The organism is Staphylococcus sp. GDY8P94P, assembly GCF_017892255.1.
Lineage (GTDB): Bacteria > Bacillota > Bacilli > Staphylococcales > Staphylococcaceae > Staphylococcus > Staphylococcus cohnii.
In genome coordinates this window covers 502,655-522,998 of record NZ_JAESKU010000008.1, presented here as the reverse complement: position 1 = coordinate 522,998, position 20,344 = coordinate 502,655, and the positions used below count along the sequence as shown (strand labels likewise).

General features: G+C 32.6%; 15 protein-coding genes and 1 riboswitch. Of the genes, 10 read left to right on the top strand and 5 right to left on the bottom strand.

Annotation, left to right across the window (positions count from 1 at the left end; all coding sequences use genetic code 11):
• Positions 1-114 precede the first annotated feature (114 nt).
• Positions 115-228, top strand: a riboswitch (TPP riboswitch).
• A gap of 75 nt (positions 229-303) precedes the next feature.
• From KA926_RS06835 to KA926_RS06800, 8 genes are all read left to right on the top strand, one after another.
• Positions 304-891 carry a thiamine phosphate synthase gene (locus KA926_RS06835; RefSeq protein WP_210143973.1) on the top strand — a complete coding sequence of 196 codons (588 nt, stop codon included), beginning with the start codon at positions 304-306 and terminating at the stop codon, positions 889-891.
• A 45-nt stretch (positions 892-936) separates the two neighbouring features.
• Positions 937-1,137, top strand: coding sequence for a sulfur carrier protein ThiS (thiS, locus tag KA926_RS06830; protein ID WP_019469161.1), 201 nt, complete (start codon positions 937-939; stop codon positions 1,135-1,137).
• Between the two features lies 1 nt (position 1,138).
• Positions 1,139-1,906 carry a thiazole synthase gene (locus KA926_RS06825; RefSeq protein WP_210143971.1) on the top strand — a complete coding sequence of 256 codons (768 nt, stop codon included), beginning with the start codon at positions 1,139-1,141 and terminating at the stop codon, positions 1,904-1,906.
• Positions 1,906-2,904 (top strand): HesA/MoeB/ThiF family protein, encoded by a 999-nt coding sequence (locus tag KA926_RS06820; protein WP_210144079.1) that lies wholly within the window; start codon positions 1,906-1,908, stop codon positions 2,902-2,904. The genes KA926_RS06825 and KA926_RS06820 overlap by 1 nt, the downstream gene beginning before the upstream one ends.
• Before the next feature lie 165 nt (positions 2,905-3,069).
• The gene (nrdD, locus tag KA926_RS06815) at positions 3,070-4,920 is read left to right on the top strand and encodes an anaerobic ribonucleoside-triphosphate reductase (protein ID WP_210143969.1); all 1,851 of its coding nucleotides are present in this window, start codon (positions 3,070-3,072) and stop codon (positions 4,918-4,920) included.
• Positions 4,917-5,450 carry an anaerobic ribonucleoside-triphosphate reductase activating protein gene (gene nrdG / locus KA926_RS06810; RefSeq protein WP_210143967.1) on the top strand — a complete coding sequence of 178 codons (534 nt, stop codon included), beginning with the start codon at positions 4,917-4,919 and terminating at the stop codon, positions 5,448-5,450. Before nrdD ends, nrdG begins: the two co-directional genes overlap by 4 nt.
• A 127-nt stretch (positions 5,451-5,577) precedes the next feature.
• Positions 5,578-6,564 (top strand): choloylglycine hydrolase family protein, encoded by a 987-nt coding sequence (locus KA926_RS06805; RefSeq protein ID WP_210143966.1) that lies wholly within the window; start codon positions 5,578-5,580, stop codon positions 6,562-6,564.
• Positions 6,565-6,853: 289 nt separating this feature from the next.
• Positions 6,854-14,377, top strand: coding sequence for a GA-like domain-containing protein (locus KA926_RS06800; RefSeq protein WP_210143964.1), 7,524 nt, complete (start codon positions 6,854-6,856; stop codon positions 14,375-14,377).
• 113 nt (positions 14,378-14,490) lie between these two features.
• Here the strand turns inward: KA926_RS06800 and KA926_RS06795 are convergent, their stop codons facing one another.
• Genes KA926_RS06795 through KA926_RS06785 form a run of 3 tightly spaced genes read right to left on the bottom strand, consistent with a single transcriptional unit; the run spans position 14,491 to position 17,070 of the window.
• Positions 14,491-15,057, bottom strand: coding sequence for an NADPH-dependent FMN reductase (locus tag KA926_RS06795; RefSeq protein ID WP_210143962.1), 567 nt, complete (start codon positions 15,055-15,057; stop codon positions 14,491-14,493).
• Positions 15,058-15,069: 12 nt separating this feature from the next.
• Positions 15,070-16,131 (bottom strand): LLM class flavin-dependent oxidoreductase, encoded by a 1,062-nt coding sequence (locus KA926_RS06790; protein WP_210143960.1) that lies wholly within the window; start codon positions 16,129-16,131, stop codon positions 15,070-15,072.
• 12 nt (positions 16,132-16,143) lie between these two features.
• Positions 16,144-17,070, bottom strand: a complete 927-nt coding sequence (locus KA926_RS06785) for a VOC family protein (RefSeq protein WP_210143958.1) — start codon at positions 17,068-17,070, stop codon at positions 16,144-16,146.
• Between the two features lie 360 nt (positions 17,071-17,430).
• Here KA926_RS06785 and KA926_RS06780 point away from each other — a divergent pair, with 360 nt between their 5' ends.
• On the top strand, positions 17,431-18,171 hold the full coding sequence (locus tag KA926_RS06780; RefSeq protein ID WP_210143956.1) for a sulfite exporter TauE/SafE family protein: 741 nt from the start codon (positions 17,431-17,433) through the stop codon (positions 18,169-18,171).
• 55 nt (positions 18,172-18,226) lie between these two features.
• Here the strand turns inward: KA926_RS06780 and KA926_RS06775 are convergent, their stop codons facing one another.
• Complete coding sequence (locus KA926_RS06775; protein WP_210143954.1) at positions 18,227-18,640, bottom strand: DUF2871 domain-containing protein; 414 nt, start codon at positions 18,638-18,640, stop codon at positions 18,227-18,229.
• Positions 18,641-18,863: 223 nt separating this feature from the next.
• Between KA926_RS06775 and KA926_RS06770 the strand changes: the two genes are divergently transcribed.
• Complete coding sequence (locus KA926_RS06770; protein WP_210143953.1) at positions 18,864-19,190, top strand: hypothetical protein; 327 nt, start codon at positions 18,864-18,866, stop codon at positions 19,188-19,190.
• 150 nt (positions 19,191-19,340) lie between these two features.
• Here KA926_RS06770 and KA926_RS06765 read toward each other — a convergent pair whose 3' ends face one another.
• Positions 19,341-20,282 carry a DsbA family protein gene (locus KA926_RS06765; RefSeq protein ID WP_210143951.1) on the bottom strand — a complete coding sequence of 314 codons (942 nt, stop codon included), beginning with the start codon at positions 20,280-20,282 and terminating at the stop codon, positions 19,341-19,343.
• Positions 20,283-20,344 lie beyond the last annotated feature (62 nt).

The following is a 20,344-nucleotide window of genomic DNA, read 5'->3' as shown; positions in this document are numbered from 1 at the left end:
GATATTTCCTAGAAAATAATAAGCTGAAAATATATAAGGTTGAAAAAATACAGTTTTTACGTTAAATTAAACATGAATTAATTGTAAAATTCACATTAATTAAATAGAGCTAAGTTTAACCACTGGAAGTGCCTTTATGATAAAAGGGCTGAGACTAGCGTGATACGCTAGAATTCCTTGAACCTGATCCAGTTTGTACTGGCGTAGGAAAAGTGGCGTTATAAACCATATTTGTCCGTTCACATTAACGTTATTTTTCCTATTTGGAAAAATAACGTTTTTTTTATTTTAGGAGTGATTATAGTGATTATTGCGATTACCAGTTATCATAAATTAACCAAGCAAGATAGCATTAATTATTGCGAAATTGAACCTTATATAGATTACCTAATCGTCAGATCACCGATGTGTACTTCTGAGACGATAGAATGGATAAACCAACTAAAGCAACGGCATTTTCCGAAAGATAAAATTATTATTCACAGTGATTATCATGTACTCCAATCTTGCGACTTGTCACGTATACATTTTAGAGAAAATGATGAGCAAATCCGTGCTTTAAAACAACATTGTTCAAACATAAAAATAAGTATGTCTACGCACAGTCGCCAGGCGATTCAATATGCAGAGGATTTAAATTTGGATTTTGTACTTTATGGGCACGTATTTGAAACAAAGTCTAAAAAAGGGTTAGCACCCAAATCATTAATTGAGATCAATGATGCATTGAAAAGTGATATTCCTGTAGTCGCATTAGGTGGTATTAATTTAAAAACGATGTCTCATTTACCTAAGGGATTTCAAGGTATCGCAGGTATATCAATATTTAATCACTCGATAAAAACAGTACAAGCCTTACACAGAGCATGGTTAAACTATGAAGCAACATAAGATTAATTATTTACTTATCAATAAGTGAGAAAGGAATGAATCATGATGCATTGCGTTATTAATGGTGATAATTTCACATTTGAAAATCCTTTAAATATACAAGAAATATTACAAACACTCGGTTTAGACGAAAAGAGAGTGATTGTTGAACATAATAAAAAATTAATTAAACAAAACCAATTTCAAGATTATATCGTTAATGATAAAGATTGTTTAGAATTACTAGAATTTGTAGGAGGCGGATAAGATGTTTAAAATAGGAAAATTTGAATTCAATTCAAGATTGTTATTAGGAACTGGTAAATTTGAAACAGAAGCCATTCAAAAGGAAGCTATAAATGCGTCTGAAACAGAGGTTTTAACTTTTGCAGTGCGTCGAATGAACTTATATGATGAAAAATTACCTAATCCTTTAGCAAAAGTTGATTTATCGAACTTTGTTACTTTTCCTAATACTGCTGGAGCAACATCAGCTGAGGAAGCGATAAGAATTGCAGAAATTGCTAACCACGCCAATCTTTGTGACATGATTAAAGTAGAAGTGATAGGTGATCAGGAAACCTTACTACCCGATCCTTTAGAAACATATGAGGCATGCAAAGTTTTGCTAGCAAAAGGTTATACAGTGTGTCCTTACATTTCAAATGATGTTGTACTTGCCAAACGTCTAGAAGAATTAGGTGTGCATGCAATTATGCCACTAGCTTCACCTATTGGTACTGGAAGAGGAATAAATAATCCTTTAAATCTACGTTATATTATTGAACGTGCCAATGTACCTGTAATAGTCGATGCAGGTGTAGGATCACCAAAAGACGCATGTCATGCTATGGAATTAGGTGCAGATGCCATTCTATTAAACACAGCAATTTCAAGTGCGAAAGATCCAGGGAAGATGGCAGAAGCTATGAAGTTGGGCATTCAAGCAGGAAGAATGAGTTATCAGGCAGGAAGAATACCAGTTAAGTATACAGCTCAAGCTTCAAGTCCAACAGAAGGAATCGGATTTTTATGATGGAAAGGTATTCTCGTCAAATACGTTATAAAAATTTTGGAAGAAATGGTCAGCGTAAACTAGAACAAACACATGTGATGATCGTAGGAGCCGGAGCGTTAGGAAGTCATTGTGCAGAAATATTATCACGTATGGGAGTTGGCGAACTTACAATAATTGATATGGATATTGTAGAAATATCAAATTTACATAGGCAAGCCACTTATACTGAAAATGATGCACAAATGATGGTACCTAAAGTAGAAGCATTAAAAAAGCATTTATTAGATATAAATTCTAATATTAAAATCAACGCATTATACCAAGAAATAACTTGCACCAACATTGAACACATTTTGAGAAAATTTAATCCTGCTATCGTCATGGATGGCATGGATCATTTTAAAATTAGGTATTTAATTAACGAAGCATGCCATAAATTTTCGATACCTTGGATTTATGGGGCTGCAATTGGAAGCCAAGGCACCATTTATGGCATTGATTATAAAGGCCCATGTTTAAAATGTGTGCTCGATAAAATACCTGAATCTGCAGAAAGTTGTTCTATTAATGGTGTGTTGCCTACAGTCATATATCAAGTAGCTAGCATGGAAGTCTCAGAATTATTACGTTGGCTAACAGTAGCTGGATTCTCTCAAAAATTAATAACGATAGATACTTTTTCAATTCAGTATCATACAGTGAATATCAACCAACTTAAAAATGACAATTGTAGTATTTGCGTACATCAGCAATATGATTTACTTAATCGACCTCAGCGTACAAACGTAGAGTCTCAATGTGGCGATACATTTTTGCTTCGTTTCGATGAAAAAATGTTTGAATATGCGCATTATCTCCCTGCAAAAATTAAAAAAGCAAGTAGTTTTGCTAAATTACTTGCTTATAACGACACCGATATTACTTTATTTAAAGATGGTCGTATGAATGTTTATGGGTTAGAAGATGAAGCACAAGCGCATGCATTATATACGCATTTTGCTAAAAGCATAAAATAGGACGTTTACATTTCTCAAAAGCAAAAATTTTAGAATGAAAATTAATGTTTCTTAAATCGTAACAAGTTTATGACATATTTGTTAACAGCCTTTCTTAATATTGAAACACTATATATTGTGGTTTAAATTATTTTTATATACAATATATAGAAAAGAAGGGGTAAAATGAATAAATTAGAACAAGATTTGACGAAACTCATTACAAAAGATCCTACAGTTATTAACGAAAATGCGAATAAAGATAGTGCTACTTTTTCTACGATGAGAGATTTAACAGCAGGTGTTGTATCCAAATCATATGCTTTAGATTACTTATTGCCTAAACATATAGCAGAGGCACATAAAAGTGGTGATATACATTTCCATGATTTAGATTATCACCCTTTTCAACCACTCACTAACTGTTGTTTGATTGATGCTAAAAACATGTTGAAACATGGCTTTCGAATTGGCAATGCATCTGTAACATCTCCAAAATCAATTCAAACAGCTTCAGCTCAGCTAGTTCAAATTATCGCTAACGTTTCTAGTAGTCAGTATGGGGGTTGTACCATTGATAGAGTAGATGAATTATTAAGTGACTACGTAAAATATAATGAAGCAAAACATCGAAAATTAGCGCAACAATTTGTTGAGGATACACATATTGATGCTTATGTTGATTATCAAATTACACAAGATATTAATGACGCAATTGAAAGTTTAGAATATGAAATAAATACACTTTATACTTCAAATGGACAAACGCCATTTGTCACGCTTGGTTTTGGTCTAGGTATAGATGAATATAGTAGAAAAATTCAACAAGCTATATTAAAAACACGAATAAAAGGACTCGGAAAAGATCGTATTACAGCCATCTTTCCTAAACTCGTTTTTTCCATTAAAAAAGGGGTGAATTTTAGTCAAGATGACCCTAATTATGATATTAAAAAATTAGCGTTAGAGTGTTCTACAAAAAGAATGTACCCAGATATATTAAATTATGATAAAACAGTAGAAATTTTAGGTGATTTTAAAGCACCAATGGGGTGTCGTTCTTTTTTACCAGAATGGAAAAATAAGCAAGGTGAAGCAGAAAATAATGGAAGATGTAATTTAGGTGTAGTTACGCTTAATGTACCTAGGATAGCTATAGAATCAAATGGTGATATGGAAAAGTTCTGGGAAATATTTCATGAGAGAATGCAAATTATGCACGATGCATTAGTTTATCGCATTAAACGTATGGAACAAGCTACGCCTGATAACGCCCCCATTTTATATAAAAATGGTGCTTTTAAACATTGTTTAAGTGATGAAGATAGTGTAATGTCACTGTTTAAAAGTAAACGTGCCACGCTGTCGATCGGTTATATAGGTTTGTATGAGGTAGCTACAGTGTTTTATGGCCCTGAATGGGAAAAAACAGCAAGAGGTAAAGCATTTACGCTTCAAATATTAAAAGCTATGAAAGTTTATCAATTAGAATGGACAGCACGCTACTATATTTGGTTCAGTATCTATAGTACACCAAGTGAGTCTTTAACAGATCGTTTTTGTAGATTAGATAAAGAAAAGTTCGGCGATATATTAGATATTACGAGCAAGGGATATTATCAAAATTCGTTCCACTACGATGTGCGAAAAGATATTACACCTTTTGAAAAGATAGATTTTGAAAAAGATTATCCATTTTATGCTAGCGGTGGTTACATACATTATTGTGAATATCCAAAATTAGATCATAATATTAAAGCATTAGAAGCGGTTTGGGATTATTCATATGACAAAATCAGTTATCTAGGAACAAATATCCCTATAGATCATTGTCGTTTATGTGATTTTAAAGGCGATTTTAAAACAACCCCATCAGGATATCAGTGTCCGGAATGTGGAAACAGTGATCCTAAAACCGTAGATGTGGTAAAACGCACATGTGGTTATTTAGGAAATCCAGTGCAACGTCCTACAATCGAAGGTAGACATAAAGAAATTTGTGCAAGAGTAAAACATATGAAAGATCAATCGATATGACAATATTAAATATCATAAATGGACAAGGTTATATTGCCAAAATAGAGTCGCAAAGTTTCGTAGATGGCGAAGGTGTGAGATGTAGTTTATATGTTTCAGGATGTCCATTTGCATGTTTAAATTGCTATAATAAAGTAGCACAAAATTTTAAATATGGTGAAAAATTTAATGATGAAATTTTGAAAGAAATAATAGAAAATTTTGAACCGAATTATATAGAAGGTTTAAGCATTTTAGGCGGGGAGCCATTTTGCAACTTAGACATAACACTCAAATGTGCTCATGCATTTAGACAACGTTTTGGTCATGAAAAAACTTTATGGGTATGGACAGGGTTTTTATTTGAATACTTAAAGAATGATCAATCTCAAAGAAATGAATTATTAAAGAATATAGATGTACTCGTGGACGGCCCTTTCATTCATCACTTATACAAACCCAATTTACCTTATAAAGGTTCATTAAATCAGCGTGTCATCGATGTGCAAAAATCACTAGCTAGCGGTAGAGTTCATGAATATATAATTTAATATTGTGATAGCATAACTATTTCCTGAAATTTAAGCGAATTGCTATTATTATGATATAAAGTTAATTACAATCATAATGAAGACAAAAATAGATATAGTAAAGTGCTATTAAAGGAGCGTATAAGCAATGTGTACAGGTTTTTCATTTATGTCTGAGAATCATCAAGCTATATTAGGTCGAACAATGGATTTTGTTTATCAATTAAAAGGCAATCCAGCAGTTCAACCACGTCACTATTACTGGGAATCACGTGTAGAGTATAAAGGTGAAACATTATATGGTTTCGTAGGTTCAGGCAGTGATATGGAAGGTTTTTTATTTGGAGATGGTGTTAATGAGCATGGTATTGGCGTTTCAGTACAATATTTCAGAGGCTACGCTTCTTACGCAAATGAAACTAAAGCAGGCTATATGAATATTGCTCAAAATGAAGTGATAAATTGGATACTAGGTTATAACAAAAATATAGCTGATTTAATAAAAAATGCCCAATCTGTCAATGTTGTGGCGCATACTCTGAATGACCTCTCTGAAGTTCCGCCGTTACATTATCATATTTCTGATGATACGGGTAGAACAGTAGAGCTTACTTTTAATAAAGGTGAAATAGTGGTTAATGACAATCCTGTTGCCGTTTTGACTAACAACCCTGATTTAAATTGGCATTATGAAAATTTAAGGAATTATATAAACATTTCACCCCAAAAACCAAAAGAAAGAAATTTTGCTAATATTAATTTGAAATCCTTAGGAAATGAAGGCGGCACGTATGGCTTACCAGGTGGATATACTTCAGCAGAGAGATTTATTCGCATTGCTTACTTGAAAAATTATTTAGAAGAATCAACAAATAGTCCAGAACAAGACATACTTAATGCATTTAAATTATTGGAAATCATGAGTATACCTAAAGGTGCAGTTAGAGATGAAGAAAATGAGTTACATTATACGTTGTATCACACCGTATTAAATTTAACGACACGCACATTTTATATTAAATGGTATAATTCTAATAAAATTACTGAATTACATCTATCAGAAGACTTATTAAATAAAAAAGAAATGACAATTTTTGAGCCAACTGAAGGATTAGCAATAACGCGTTTGAATTAAAATTCAAAGCGAGCACATGTATTGAATAAACTTTAAACAATAAATAACTAATAAAAGACACATAAAAACTGCTGTTTTTATGTGTCTTTTTATGTTTATTAAGAATCATTTTTGATGATAAAACGTTTTAATCTCACTATTTTACTTAAAAATTCAATTTTTTTACTGACGCATTATAAGTAGTGTTGAGTATTAAATTTGAAATTATAATGATTTAAGAAGGATGAATTGTATTAAATTTAATAATATCAAAAATGATTTTACTATCGAAAAGGAGAGTTAGATAACAATGAGGATATTTAAAGAGTATATGGCTAGGAAAAATAATCGATATTCCATACGTAAATTTACGATTGGAACTGCTTCAGTGCTTTTAGGTAGTTTTTTAATTTTTAACCACAGCGAAGAAGCCCAAGCTGATACTTTACAAAAAGAACAACAAGAAGTAAAAGAAACACCTCCTAAAGTAGATATAGAGAATACAAAAAATGATTCAAACATTGATAATATACTAGAAAAAGAAAAAAATAATGACACGATACAGCAACCAACTCAAGCTGAAATTGAAAATAAAGAAATAGAAAAAGAAAGTGTTTCGAAAGATACAAAATTAATTCAGGATAGCACTAATATAACTCAGCAACAATCAGAAGCTGATCCCAATGCTATTGTTGAAAATAAAGAACAACCAAAGCATTCAGATGTAAAAGAACCAGATAAACAAAAAGATAAACAAGAAAAAACACCTGAAACTATTAAAAATGATGAAGAAATAAAATCATTAGATACTGAAAAAACAGATAGAGATATAAAACCAAAAGGTACCGAAAAACTCGAAAAAGCGGATACTACAATAAAAAGTGAATCAAAATTGGACGGAAATGAAACACAAGTCAATCAAAATTTGACATCTATCGGAAATAGAGTCACTGAAATGAAAGTTGAAGCGTCTAACATTAATATAGAGAGAAACGAAGCGGAAAAAAGTTTGAGTACGAATGAAAAAGATCTCAAAAATGACAGACAACCAGAAAAGCAATATATTCCAAAAACTCGAGTAGTCAGAAGTATCGATAGAAATCGATACTATAATGGCATGCACAATAATTATCATTATTTTGGGCCTAGATTATCTTATAATTCTCTAAGAGCGGGAGATAATATTACAACAGCATTTAATGAAGTAGAAAAAAATAGAAAAGAATTAACCGAAGAAGAAAGAAAGCTATTCTTGAGAAATATTATTAGACAAACTTCATTAAAAAATAATAGATCTGCTTATGACAGAATTTTTAATAGAGATTATTCTGTAGCTGGAAATAGAAAACTTACAGCGAACCAAGCTAAAAATATAAACGAACTACTATATAAAATGAAAAACTTAACTGTTAATCGTGATAATCCGAATTATCAAGGTATTTATACGTTTACAAATCAAAATGATGTAACTAAAAATGATTTTGGTATCGTAAAAGACGAAGTGTTACATGATGGCGACGCGTTAATTGCAACAATGGAATTGTCAAAAGAAAAAGGTAGAGGGACATACAGATTTGAAAATTATGCAATAAGACCTAATGATAGTCTTAATAGAAAAATAAAAAAAGTTATAGCAGTTTATGAAGGCAGACAAAGACTTATTCTGCAACAAGATCATTTAGGTTATTATTCATATACACGTCCAGACAGTGGTAGAAATGGAGATCCAGATAGAGGTGGCGGTTCAGGAGGCACAGTTAAATTTTACATTTCATTTGATGCCAACCAATATATTGATGTGAATAAAGACAAATTATTTGGTTATATTCTAAGTGATACTTTAGATCCAAATGTATTAAGAGGCGTAAATATTACTAACAAAGATGTTAATATTCAAGAAGTAGCAGATACAATAAATGAAGCTTTAAAAAAAGCAAAAATAAGAAAAGTAGAAGATGCTATAGAAGCAGCAACACAATTAAAACAACAAGCTGAAACAAAACTTGTCGAGGTAACACGAGATCAATTAGTGACACCAACTGAAAAAGCTGAAATTGATAAAATGAATGTAGATATTGAAAAAGCCAAATCATCAGCAATGCAAATGTTAAACGCTCTACCGGACGAAATTACGAATAAAGATGTATTACGGAAAAGAATAAATGATATTACATCAGTAACATCACCAGAAGTGAACGACGCGGATAGTAACGGCGTCTTAGATACAGAACAATTATCTGAAGCAACTCAAGCGGTAGCGAATGCCGAGCAAGCCAAAGCTGCAGTTGATACAAAACTTACTGAGATTAATTCAGATAGTTTAGTGACACCAGAGGAAAAGGCAGAAGTAGACGCTTTAATACAAACATTAGAAACTGCGAAACAATTAGCAAAAGAGAAAGTAGATAGTGTAGCAGATGTTATAGCAGGAAAGACTGACTTACAAACGAGATTGAATAATATCGCATCAGCAACATCTCCAGAAGTAAACGATACAGACAGCAATGGCGTGTTAGACACAGACCAATTGTCAGAGGCAGAGCAAGCAGTGGCGAATGCAGAACAAGCGAAATCCACAGTGGTTACTAAGCTAACAGATGTAACATCAGATGGATTAGTAACACCAGATGAAAAAACGACAGTGGATCAATTAATCCAAGCATTAGAAGATGCGAAACAATCAGCAAAAGAGAAACTCGATAATGTACCAAACGGTACAGCAGGCAAGACTGACTTACAAACAAGATTGGATAATATCACATCTGTAACGTCGCCAGAAGTAAATGATGCGGATGGTAACGGTGTGTTAGATACTGACCAATTGTCAGAAGCAGACCAAGCAGTAGCGAGTGCAGAACAAGCGAAATCCACGGTAGATACTAAGATGGCAGATGTAACATCGGATGGATTAGTAACACCAGATGAAAAATTCGAAGTAGAAGCATTAATTCAAACATTAGAAAGTGCGAAACAAACGGCGAAAGAAAAATTAGATAATGTACCAAATGGTACCGCAGGTAAGACAGAGTTACAAACGAGACTAGATAATATCACATCTGTAACATCACCAGAAGTGAACGACGCGGATAGTAACGGAGTGTTAGATACAGACCAATTATCAGAGGCAGAGCAAGCAGTAGCGAATGCGGAACAAGCGAAAACAGCAGTGGACAATAAATTAGCAGATGTAACGTCGGATGGTTTAGTAACACCAGAAGAAAAAGCGTCAGTAGATCAGTTAATACAAGCATTAGAAGCTGCTAAACAAACAGCGAAAGAGAAACTCAATAATGTACCGAATGGTACCGAAGGAAAAGATGAGCTACAAACGAGATTAGATAACATCACATCTGTAACATCACCAGAAGTAAACGATGCGGATAGCAATGGTGTGTTAGACACTGACCAATTGTCAGAGGCAGAGCAAGCAGTGTCAAATGCGGAACAAGCAAAAACAGCGGTAGATAATAAATTAGCAGAAGTCACATTAGATGGCTTAGTAACACCAGATGAAAAATCCGAAGTAGATCAATTAATCCAAACATTAGAAAATGCAAAACAAGCAGCAAAAGAAAAACTAGACAATGTGCCAAACAGTACTGCGGGTAAAGATGACTTACAAACAAGATTAGATAATATTACATCCGTGACGTCACTTGAAGTAACAGACGCAGATAATAACGGCGTGTTAGATATAGAGCAGTTGTCAGAAGTAGACCAAGCAGTGACAAATGCTGAACGAACAAAAGCAGCAGTAGAATCAAAAGTGATAGAAGTTACATCTGATGGACTAATAACCCCTGAAGAAAAATCCGAAGTAGATCAACTGATTCAAACTTTAGAAACTACAAAACAAGTAGCAAAAGAGAAACTAGACAATGTTCCGAATGGTACTGCGGGTAAAGATGAGTTACAAAGAAGATTGGATAACATCATATCTGTAACGTCACCAGAAGTAAACGATGCGGATAGTAATGGTGTGCTAGATACAAACCAATTATCAGAAGCATCTCAAGCAGTGGCGAGTGTTGAACAAACAAAAACAACAGTAGATACGAAGCTGACTGAAATCACATCAGACAGTCTAGTGACACCAGAAGAAAAAGCAGTAGCAGATCAGTTGATTCAAACATTAGAAACAGCGAAACAAACGGCGAAAGAAAAGGTAGATAGTGTACAAAACGGCACTGCAGGAAAAGATGAGTTACAAACAAGACTAGATAATATCACTTCAGTAACGTCACCAGAAGTGAATGATGCAGATAGTAACGGAATCTTAGATGCAGAACAATTATCAGAAGCATCTCAAGCAGTAGTGAATGCAGAACAAGCAAAAACAACAGTAGATACGAAACTGACAGAAATCACAGCGGATGGTCTAGTAACACCGAATGAAAAGACTGAAGTAGATCAATTAATTCAAGCATTAGAAGATGCGAAGCAAAAGGCTAAAGAAAAATTAGATAGCGTACCAAACGGCACAGCAGGAAAAGACGATCTACAAACAAGATTAGGTAATATCCCATCTGTAACATCACCAGAAGTGAACGACATAGATAGTAACGGCGTGTCAGATACAGACCAATTGTCTGAAGCAACTCAAGCAGTGACGAATGCCGAACAGGCAAAAATGGCAGTAGATACAAAAGTGACAGATGTAACATCCGATGGCTTAGTGACATCAGATGAAAAGGCTGAAATAGATGCGTTAATCCAAACATTAGAAACTGCGAAACAAGCAGCAAAAAATAAAGTGGATAACGTACCAAACGGCATAGCAGGAAAAGATGATTTACAAACAAGAGTAGATAATATCACATCTGTAACATCACCAAAAGTGAACGATGCGGATAGTAATGGTGTGTTAGATATTGAACAATTATCAGAAGCGACTGAAGCAGTGATAAATGCAGAACAAGCAAAAACCGAAGTAGATACGAAATTGACTGAAATCACAGCAGATGGTCTAGTAACTCCAAATGAAAAAGCAGACGTAGATGTGTTAATTCAAACATTAGAAACTGCGAAACAAGCAGCGCAAGAGAAACTAGATAGTGTACCGAACAACACAGAAGGTAAAGCAGAGTTACAACGAAAATTAGATAACATCACATCTGTAACATCACCAGAAGTAAATGATGCAGATAGTAACGGAGTCTTGGACACAGATCAATTGTCTGAAGCAACTCAAGCAATAGAGGATGCGGAACAAGCAAAAGCAGCGATAGATACTAAGTTGGCCGAGGTCACATCTAATGGCTTAGTGACTCCAGATGAAAAAGCAGCAGTAGATGCGTTAATTCAAACATTAGATACTGCAAAACAAGTAGCAAAAGAAAAATTAGATAAGGTACATGACGGAACAGCAGGTAAAGATGTGTTGCAAAGAAGATTAGACCAAATCCCATCCGTAGTATCACCAAAAGTAAACGATGCGGATAGTAACGGAGTCTTAGATACAGATCAATTGTCCGAAGCAACTCAAGCAGTGATAAATGCCGAGCAAGCGAAAACAGCAGTAGATAATAAAATGACTGAAGTTACAGCTGATGGTTTGGTAACACCGGATGAAAAAGCAGCAGTAGATGCGTTAATTCAAACTTTAGAGACTGCAAAACAAACAGCGAAAGAAAAATTAGATAGTGTACCGGATGGCACTGAAGGAAAAGCTACTTTACAAACAAGACTAGATAGCATCTCATCCGTAATATCACCGGAAGTAAATGATGTGGATAGTAATGGAGTATTAGATACTGAGCAATTATTAATAGCATCTCATATAATAGAGAATGTGGAACAAGTAAAAGGAACATTGGATACAAAGCTTTCTGAAATCACATCCGATGGTTTAGTGACTCCGGGTGAAAAAGCGGAAATCGATAGACTAATCTTGGGACTGAAAGTAATAAAACAAGCAGCAAAAGATAAACTGAATACTGTACCGGACAGCACAACAGGTAAAGATGCGTTACAACGAAGATTAGACAATATCACTTCCGTAACGTCACCAGAGATAAATGATGCGGATAGTAATGGTGTGTTAGATACAGAACAATTATCCGAAGTGACTGAAGCAGTGATAAATGCCGAGCAAGCAAAAACTGCAGTAGATACTAAACTGACTGAAATTACACCTGATGGATTAGTGACACCGCATGAAAAAGCTGAAGTAGACACGTTAATTCAATCATTAGAAACTGCAAAACAAGCGGCGAAAGAAAAGCTAGATAGTGTACCAAACGGTACTGCGGGTAAAGATGAGTTACAAACAAGACTAGATAATATCACTTCAGTAACGTCACCAGAAGTAAATGATGCGGATAGTAATGGTGTGCTAGATACAGACCAATTATCAGAAGCAGAGCAAGCAGTGACGAGTGCAGAACAAGCAAAAACAGCAGTGGATAATAAATTAGCAGATGTAACATCAGATGGCCTAGTAAATTCAAAAGAGAAGGCAGAAATCGATAAGTTGATTCAAAAATTGGATAAAGAAAAACAAGCAGCGAAAAACAAGTTATCCAAAGTACCGAACAACACAGCAGGAAAAGAAGAGTTACAAGCAAGATTGAATCAAATTACTTCCGTAACATCGCCAGAAGTGAACGATGCAGATAGTAATGGTGTACAAGATACAAAACAAGTCTCAGAGGTAAATAAAGCAATCAAAGCAGCAGAATCAGCAAAAACAGCAGTGGATACTAAGTTGACCGATATTACATCAGATGGCTTAGTAAATCCAAAAGAAAAGGCAGAAATCGATAAGTTGATTCAAAAATTAGATAAAGAAAAACAAGCAGCGAAAGATAAGCTAGCCCAAGTACCGAATGGCACAGCAGGTAAAGCAGAATTACAAAGAAGATTAGACGAAATCGTATCTGTAACATCGCCAGAAGTGAATGATGCAGATAGTAATGGTGTTCAAGATACAAAACAAGTCTCAAAAATAAGCAAAGCAGTCAAAGCAGTAGAATCAACAAAAGCAGCAGTAAATAATAAACTGGCAGATATTACATCAGATGGCTTAGTAAATCCAAAAGAAAAGGCAGAAATCGATAAGTTGATTCAAAAATTAGATAAAGAAAAACAAGCAGCGAAAGATAAGCTAGCCCAAGTACCGAACGGCACATCAGGAAAAGCAGAATTACAAAGAAAACTAGATCAAATTACATCTGTAACATCACCAAAAGTGAACGACGCAGATAGTAATGGTGTCTTAGATACAAAACAAGTTTCGGAAGCCAAAAAAGCAATTGCAGACGCTAAAGCAGCACAAACAAAAATCATTAATAAGATAAAAGAGATTAGAAAAGATGGTCTGATTACTCCTAGTGAGCAAGCTGATTTAGACAAACTAATAGAAAAATTAGATTCATTAAAACGAATTGCAAAAGGAAAAATAAGTAACTTACCAAGCGGTACAGCAAATATTAATGGATTACAGACTAAATTAGATAACATCACAGCAGTAACAAAAGTAAATGATAAAGATAGTAATAGTATATTAGGTAAGAAACAGGCATTGGATGCAGAGCAAGTAAAAGATAAGCATAATACAAGTCATTTTGAGAATGACGAACAAGCGACTATAAATAGCAAATCGCTAGGCATAAATTTAAGTCAATTTAATGTTCAAAATAATCGTCACAACCTTGAAGTATTAAATAAAAAATCATTTGAAAATCCAAATAAAGAAAATAACTTCAATATGAATTTACCGTATACTGGATTAGACAAAAAGAACCCTTATGCATTCGAAATTCTATTTGGAATTTTAGGATTAATGATCGTTTATAGAAGATATTTAACAAGTGATAAAAACACAGAACATTAAGTTTGAAACTTAAAAAGTTTCATTGAATTTACAAGCACTTTGGAATGATTAGATTAAAAGTCTAATATCCAAAGTGCTTTTTTAATGAAATTTAATATATTGATAGTAACGATTTAGAAGTCATATTGATTTTCTTCTTCCTTCAAAACTTGTGTATATGCTTTTGAAGTACGTAATGTAGATAAAACTAAATCATCTAATCTAAATAAAATGTCATCATTTACAATCTCACCATTTGAAAAATCACGTTCTTCTATAAATACATAAGTTTGCATAATATGTGCCTTCATATAACCTAATATCGGTTTTAGTTGTGTTTCAGGGATGAGATAATGTTTTGGTGATCCAGCAGTTGCAACTATACTTACGATTTTATCTTTAAATGCATTAACTGGTAGTAAGTCAAATACATTTTTCAATGTACCTGGAATGGAAGCTTGGAAGATAGGAAACCCGATGAAAATGACATCAGCATTCATCAAAGTTTGAGTAAGGTATAACGTATCGCCATTGTAATCTAAATAATTTCTTCCATCACTAAACACCAATTCTAACTCTTTTAAGTCTATAAAATTAACTTGATGCGTATCATCTTGATTATTAAGTGCTTGATTCAAATAAGTCATGGCAGTACGTGTTTTTGAACCAACGCTAGAGCCAGATAGTAATACAATATTCATAGTATCATTGACCTACTTTCTTAAATGTTTTTTTACAGCTGGAATAATTTCATTACCTATAAGTTCTATATTCTTCATAATTTTATTAAACGGAACACCACCAAAATCAATTTGAGCCATAAATCGTTGGTGATTGTATAATTCATGTTGATACAGAATTTTTTCGATGATTTGTTGTGGGCTACCAACCATTAAAGCATCTCTATAATCAGGAGCTTTTGCAAATTGTTGTTTTGGGTAACCTGTGCCTCTGATAAATGACATTCCAACATTTAGATGTGGGTAGAACTCTTTCAAAGCATCTTGTGTTGTGTCAGCAGTATAAAATAAACTTGCTGTTGATACTGGTAAAGATTCCGGTGAATGATCAAAACCATTTTCTTGTGCAGTGAGTCTGTACTGTTCAATGGACTCTTTAAAGGTCATTGCTGGACCGCCAAGTGTTGTAATCATCATTGGTATACCTTGTCTACCTGCTTTGATAGCACTTGCGGGAGGGCCTCCAACTGCTCGCCAAATAGGTAATGTGTCATCAATTGGACGTGGGAAAATCTTCATGTTATTTAAATCAGGTCTAAATTTACCTGACCAAGTAATTTTATCGGTTTTATTTAATTCCATTAATAAATTAAGTTTTTCTTCATAAAGTTCGTCATAATTATTCAAATCTAATCCAAATAAATCAAATATTCCTGTACGTGAAGCGCGACCTGCTACAATTTCAGCTCGTCCATGTGAAATTAAGTCTAAAGTAGCAAAATCTTCAAATACTCTTACAGGATCTGCAGCACTTATAATACTAGAAGAACTGGAAATTTTTATTGTTTTAGTGGCTTGTGCTATGGCACCTAAAACTACTGTGTGTGCTTGTGTTGTAAAATGTTCTTGGTGGCTTTCACCGACACCAAATACATCAATACCAGCCTGTTCAGCTAATTGACTAGCTTCTTTAAGTTCATTAATTCTTTGCTCATAACTCACTTTTTCTCCATTATGCGGATTTAATAAATGATCACCTAATGAGTAGAGCCCAAATTCCAATGGAGTATTTTCATTCATTTTTAAATGTGCCATATAATCACCTTTCTATAATTCATGTAGATTATTTTCAATTTCTGTTCGTTGTGCTTCCATAAAGTCTGGTAAATTTAAATGTTTACCCAAATCTTCTATTTTTGTATCTACTGTAAATCCAGGTTCATTCGTAGCAAATTCGTATAAAATACGATTTTGTCTATAATATAAAGATTTGAAAAAGTATCTGTCTATAATTCCTGAATTATTTTCAGGTTGTTGCTCTATTATTTTATGAATTGAATTTAAATCACTATCTTTTGGTGTATTAACAGCAATATGATGCACATAACCTTGACCAGGTCTAGCACGTTCACCTTGTTGTTCTACAATAACAAAATCAGTATATATTCCATTTTGATCTAAAGTCATAACAGTTTCGTTTACATCTTCTCTAAGTGTATATGACAAGCTATTTTTTAAGAAATCGAGCGTGGCTTGAGCATTTTTAACTCTTAGTTCTACAGGGCCCATACCTAAAATTTGGTATTGCTCGGGAATCTCACTATACGGATTTTTTCTCCAAGCATTCGGTGTATGATAATTGCCATTAACTAATAAAATAATCTCCAAACCATCTATATCATTAAAAGTAATAGCAGGCTGATTTAAATAATCTAATGATGTCCATGTAATTTTGAATTGATTCAGTCTTTCTTTAAAAAAATTCAAAGCATTTTCATCAGGAACAAGTAATGATAAGCGATAGATAGAATCAGTTCCAGGACGATTTTTCCCTAAAAGTGGTATTTCAAAAAAACTTAATAATGTACCAGCAGAACCAATTTCATCTCCAAAGAATAAATGATACATTTTTGGATTATCTTGGTTAACTGATTTTTCAACCAATCTTAGTCCTAATACTTGAGTATAAAAGTCTTTATTTTTTTGAGCGTTTTTTGTATACATTGAAATGTGATGGTGACCAACGATATTCATATATATACCTCCTCGTAATAAACTTTTCAGTTGCTTGTGTTATCAGTATAATAGTAATAAAACTTCTTAATACTCATAACCATTATCCTATAGATTAAACTCCTTAGGTATAAAAAATATACTAGTTTTGTATAATATATTTCCTTTTTACAAAAAAAGCAAGTTTGAAAGTTTATTAATGATAGAACTATGAAGAATGGTCTGATTTTTAAATATCATAATTAAAGTTTGGTATAATTATTTTAATAGTCTCTGAAATTTTATTATCAGTAAGCATTAATTAAATATATTAATAAATAACATAGTATTGTGGAAAAGATATGACACGTATTGATGGCGAACTAAATCAGGAGTTAAAATATGGATTTATTTTTAGTTTACATTTTAATTGCTATATTTTTAGGTGGATTAGTCAGAACATATTTTGGTTTTGGGGAAGCACTCGTGAGCATGCCACTTTTAACATTGATAGGGCTAAACTTACATACATCTATTTCACTGGTAGGCTTAGCTGGATTAATGGTAGCAAGTTTAAATATATTTTTAGATTATAGGAATATAAAAATTAAAGTATTATTATTGATGTTGTTAGGGAGCTTATTAGGTGTTCCAATTGGCATATTGATTTTACAGCAAATTACAACCTCTTATATACAATTGATGTTAGGACTATTTTTAATACTTTATGGTGTATATGCGTTTGGAAAAATTACCTTTTTTAAAAATAGATATAATATCATATTGAAATCTAATATTTGGGCGAGCCTAACAGGTATGATTTCAGGTATATTAGGAAGTTTGTATAATTCACACGGTGTGCCAGTTGTGATTTATGGCACAATGTCACCTTGGCATATTAAAGATTTTAGAAGTACGGTACAAGCACATTTTTTAATTACAGCGATATTTGTAGTGATTGGACAAGCATCTGGAGGGATATGGACTAGCCAAACGGTATCTTTATTTTTGTTGAGCATACCTTGTTTGATTATTTCAGTCATTATTGGAAAGTATCTAATAAATCACACGACTTATCATAATTTTGAAAAATGGATTTACTTATTTATTACAATTTTAGGATTTTTATTATTGTTAATATAAAAACAAAAGGTCGAATTGCGTTCTATTTTTAGAAACGTGATTCGACCTTTAACTATTATTTGGAATGGACATTAATACTTTTATTCAATAATACGAAGAATAAAATGAAAGCAATGGAAATAGCAATGTGACCTAATCCTGAAATACCAGCAATAGCAGGACTCACTTCAAAACCTTTCATAGTTGCTATACCATTAATAAATTGCATAGCAACCGTTAATAATACCCCGATATGATAAACATAAAAGAAATAATTAAATAAAGTATGATGCTGAGTAAGTTTTAATTGGTGTTCTATCACCATAAATATTAAAAACATAATTGTACCTAATACGAGTAGATGTGTATGCGTTACATTTAATTGCGAATAACCACTAAAATTTTCTGCTTTTGACATCTCTCTATAAAATAGACCACTGAGCATGCCTAATAAAGTATAAAATGCTGAACTGAACATTAATTTTTTCATTTTAACGACCTCCTGTAATGAATGTTTAATTTTAATATAAGGTAAGATTATGAACTCTATATGAACGATTAAGTATTTTTGAAAATTAAAAGAACATATGTTGATTATTATTCAAATGAAATCTATAATAAATGGAGTTTAATTTATTATAAAAGGTTTATGATTGCGCATAATGTGTATATAGTAATTATATATTATTTTAAAAATAAAACGGGGTCATCATATGTATGTTATTGTTCAGTATAGTAAAGGGAATACATTGTTTTATTTACGTAATAAAAATCAAGAACCAATTAATTCAAAAGTAGTAGCAATTTCAAAAGACAAATATAATGAAGCATTGCTACAACATATTTATAGTATACTTTCTCAAACGAATCATAGTGTTGAAGAGTTAGACTTTGTAGTAATTGAAATGAATGACATAGAATCATTAAAAATAAATGCAGTTTGTGAAGTGAGTAGATACTTAGAAACACAGCTAAATAAAAATATCATTGTAACTAATAGTATAGAAACTTTTAATTACAATGAATATTTGAAAAAGTAAAAAGGCATTATGATTAAGCATACAATTACGTAAATGACATTTTAAATAAACATTTTTGATGAATTTACACACATTTTAATTATGTATGTACATATTGTGTTATATGATCGTCAACTGTTTCTTTCACAACGTCAGTAAGGTTGTGACATATTACGATAAAATAAATTCATAATAATTTTCACCAAGTATATTTTTAGCTGTGTAAACTGAAGAGTTTAAATTTTGTTTAACAAAATTTGGTACTTCATCTTGTTTAATGTCATACATCACTTCAATTTCTTTAGAAAATAAGCGATGTTGTTTTTTTAAATATAATTCTAAATCTGGCAAAGGTTTTGAAACGGTTTTTTCATTGCTATTAAGTTTTTTAAGTGTATCTATATAAACATTTAAATCTCTAGCGCCTACAATTTTAGTACCTTGGTTATCGTTATTTACTATGACAACTGTAGGGAAACCTCGAACACCTAATTCACGTACCAAGTTAAAATCGTTTGATAGTAATTGCTGACCTTGCGTACTATTTGCTAAATCAAAAATAGTTTCAATATTAATTGATTTATTATTTTTATATAAAGTTTGTACAATTGATTTAAGTATTTTGTCATCAGAAATATTTTGGTTAAAGACGAAAACGGCTTCCCTAACTAATCTAATAAATTCAATAGCAGTAGCCGGAGAATCTAATCGTTGAATCGCTTTATACAACCGAGATGCTGGGTATGAAGATTGCACAGGATCTATTTCCATAATCGTCCCATCGATAGGCATGCGTGAATATTGACCTACTTCTTGCCAATGTGGTGTCACATCAGCTGGTTTATAAATGCCATTTGCAGGGTCAATAGGCCCATCACCCCAAGCTTCTAAAAGGCCACCCATAATCATTTGAAAATTAAACAAATGACCGTATTGTACTAATAATTTATTTAAAATTGGTTCGAAAGCCCAACAATGTGAACACATAGGATCAGTTACATAATATAAAGTTAAATTTGGACTTTGGTTATTTAAGTTAATGTCTTCTACTTCTTTTTCTTCACTCGGTTTGCAAACACCCGAATAAATATCACATACCATATTTTTTTCCATAATTGTACCTCCGTAGTTTAATTAAATTGATATACTCTTATGATAAGTAGTAATATGAACAA

Coding starts and splice junctions, on each gene's coding strand:
- thiS (WP_019469161.1), top strand. CDS start 937: ATGCATTGCGTTATTAATGGTGATAATTTCACATTTGAAAATCCTTTA.
- KA926_RS06825 (WP_210143971.1), top strand. CDS start 1,139: ATGTTTAAAATAGGAAAATTTGAATTCAATTCAAGATTGTTATTAGGA.
- KA926_RS06820 (WP_210144079.1), top strand. CDS start 1,906: ATGGAAAGGTATTCTCGTCAAATACGTTATAAAAATTTTGGAAGAAAT.
- nrdD (WP_210143969.1), top strand. CDS start 3,070: ATGAATAAATTAGAACAAGATTTGACGAAACTCATTACAAAAGATCCT.
- nrdG (WP_210143967.1), top strand. CDS start 4,917: ATGACAATATTAAATATCATAAATGGACAAGGTTATATTGCCAAAATA.
- KA926_RS06805 (WP_210143966.1), top strand. CDS start 5,578: ATGTGTACAGGTTTTTCATTTATGTCTGAGAATCATCAAGCTATATTA.
- KA926_RS06800 (WP_210143964.1), top strand. CDS start 6,854: ATGAGGATATTTAAAGAGTATATGGCTAGGAAAAATAATCGATATTCC.
- KA926_RS06795 (WP_210143962.1), bottom strand. CDS start 15,057: ATGAATATTGTATTACTATCTGGCTCTAGCGTTGGTTCAAAAACACGT.
- KA926_RS06790 (WP_210143960.1), bottom strand. CDS start 16,131: ATGGCACATTTAAAAATGAATGAAAATACTCCATTGGAATTTGGGCTC.
- KA926_RS06785 (WP_210143958.1), bottom strand. CDS start 17,070: ATGAATATCGTTGGTCACCATCACATTTCAATGTATACAAAAAACGCT.
- KA926_RS06780 (WP_210143956.1), top strand. CDS start 17,431: ATGGATTTATTTTTAGTTTACATTTTAATTGCTATATTTTTAGGTGGA.
- KA926_RS06775 (WP_210143954.1), bottom strand. CDS start 18,640: ATGAAAAAATTAATGTTCAGTTCAGCATTTTATACTTTATTAGGCATG.
- KA926_RS06770 (WP_210143953.1), top strand. CDS start 18,864: ATGTATGTTATTGTTCAGTATAGTAAAGGGAATACATTGTTTTATTTA.
- KA926_RS06765 (WP_210143951.1), bottom strand. CDS start 20,282: ATGGAAAAAAATATGGTATGTGATATTTATTCGGGTGTTTGCAAACCG.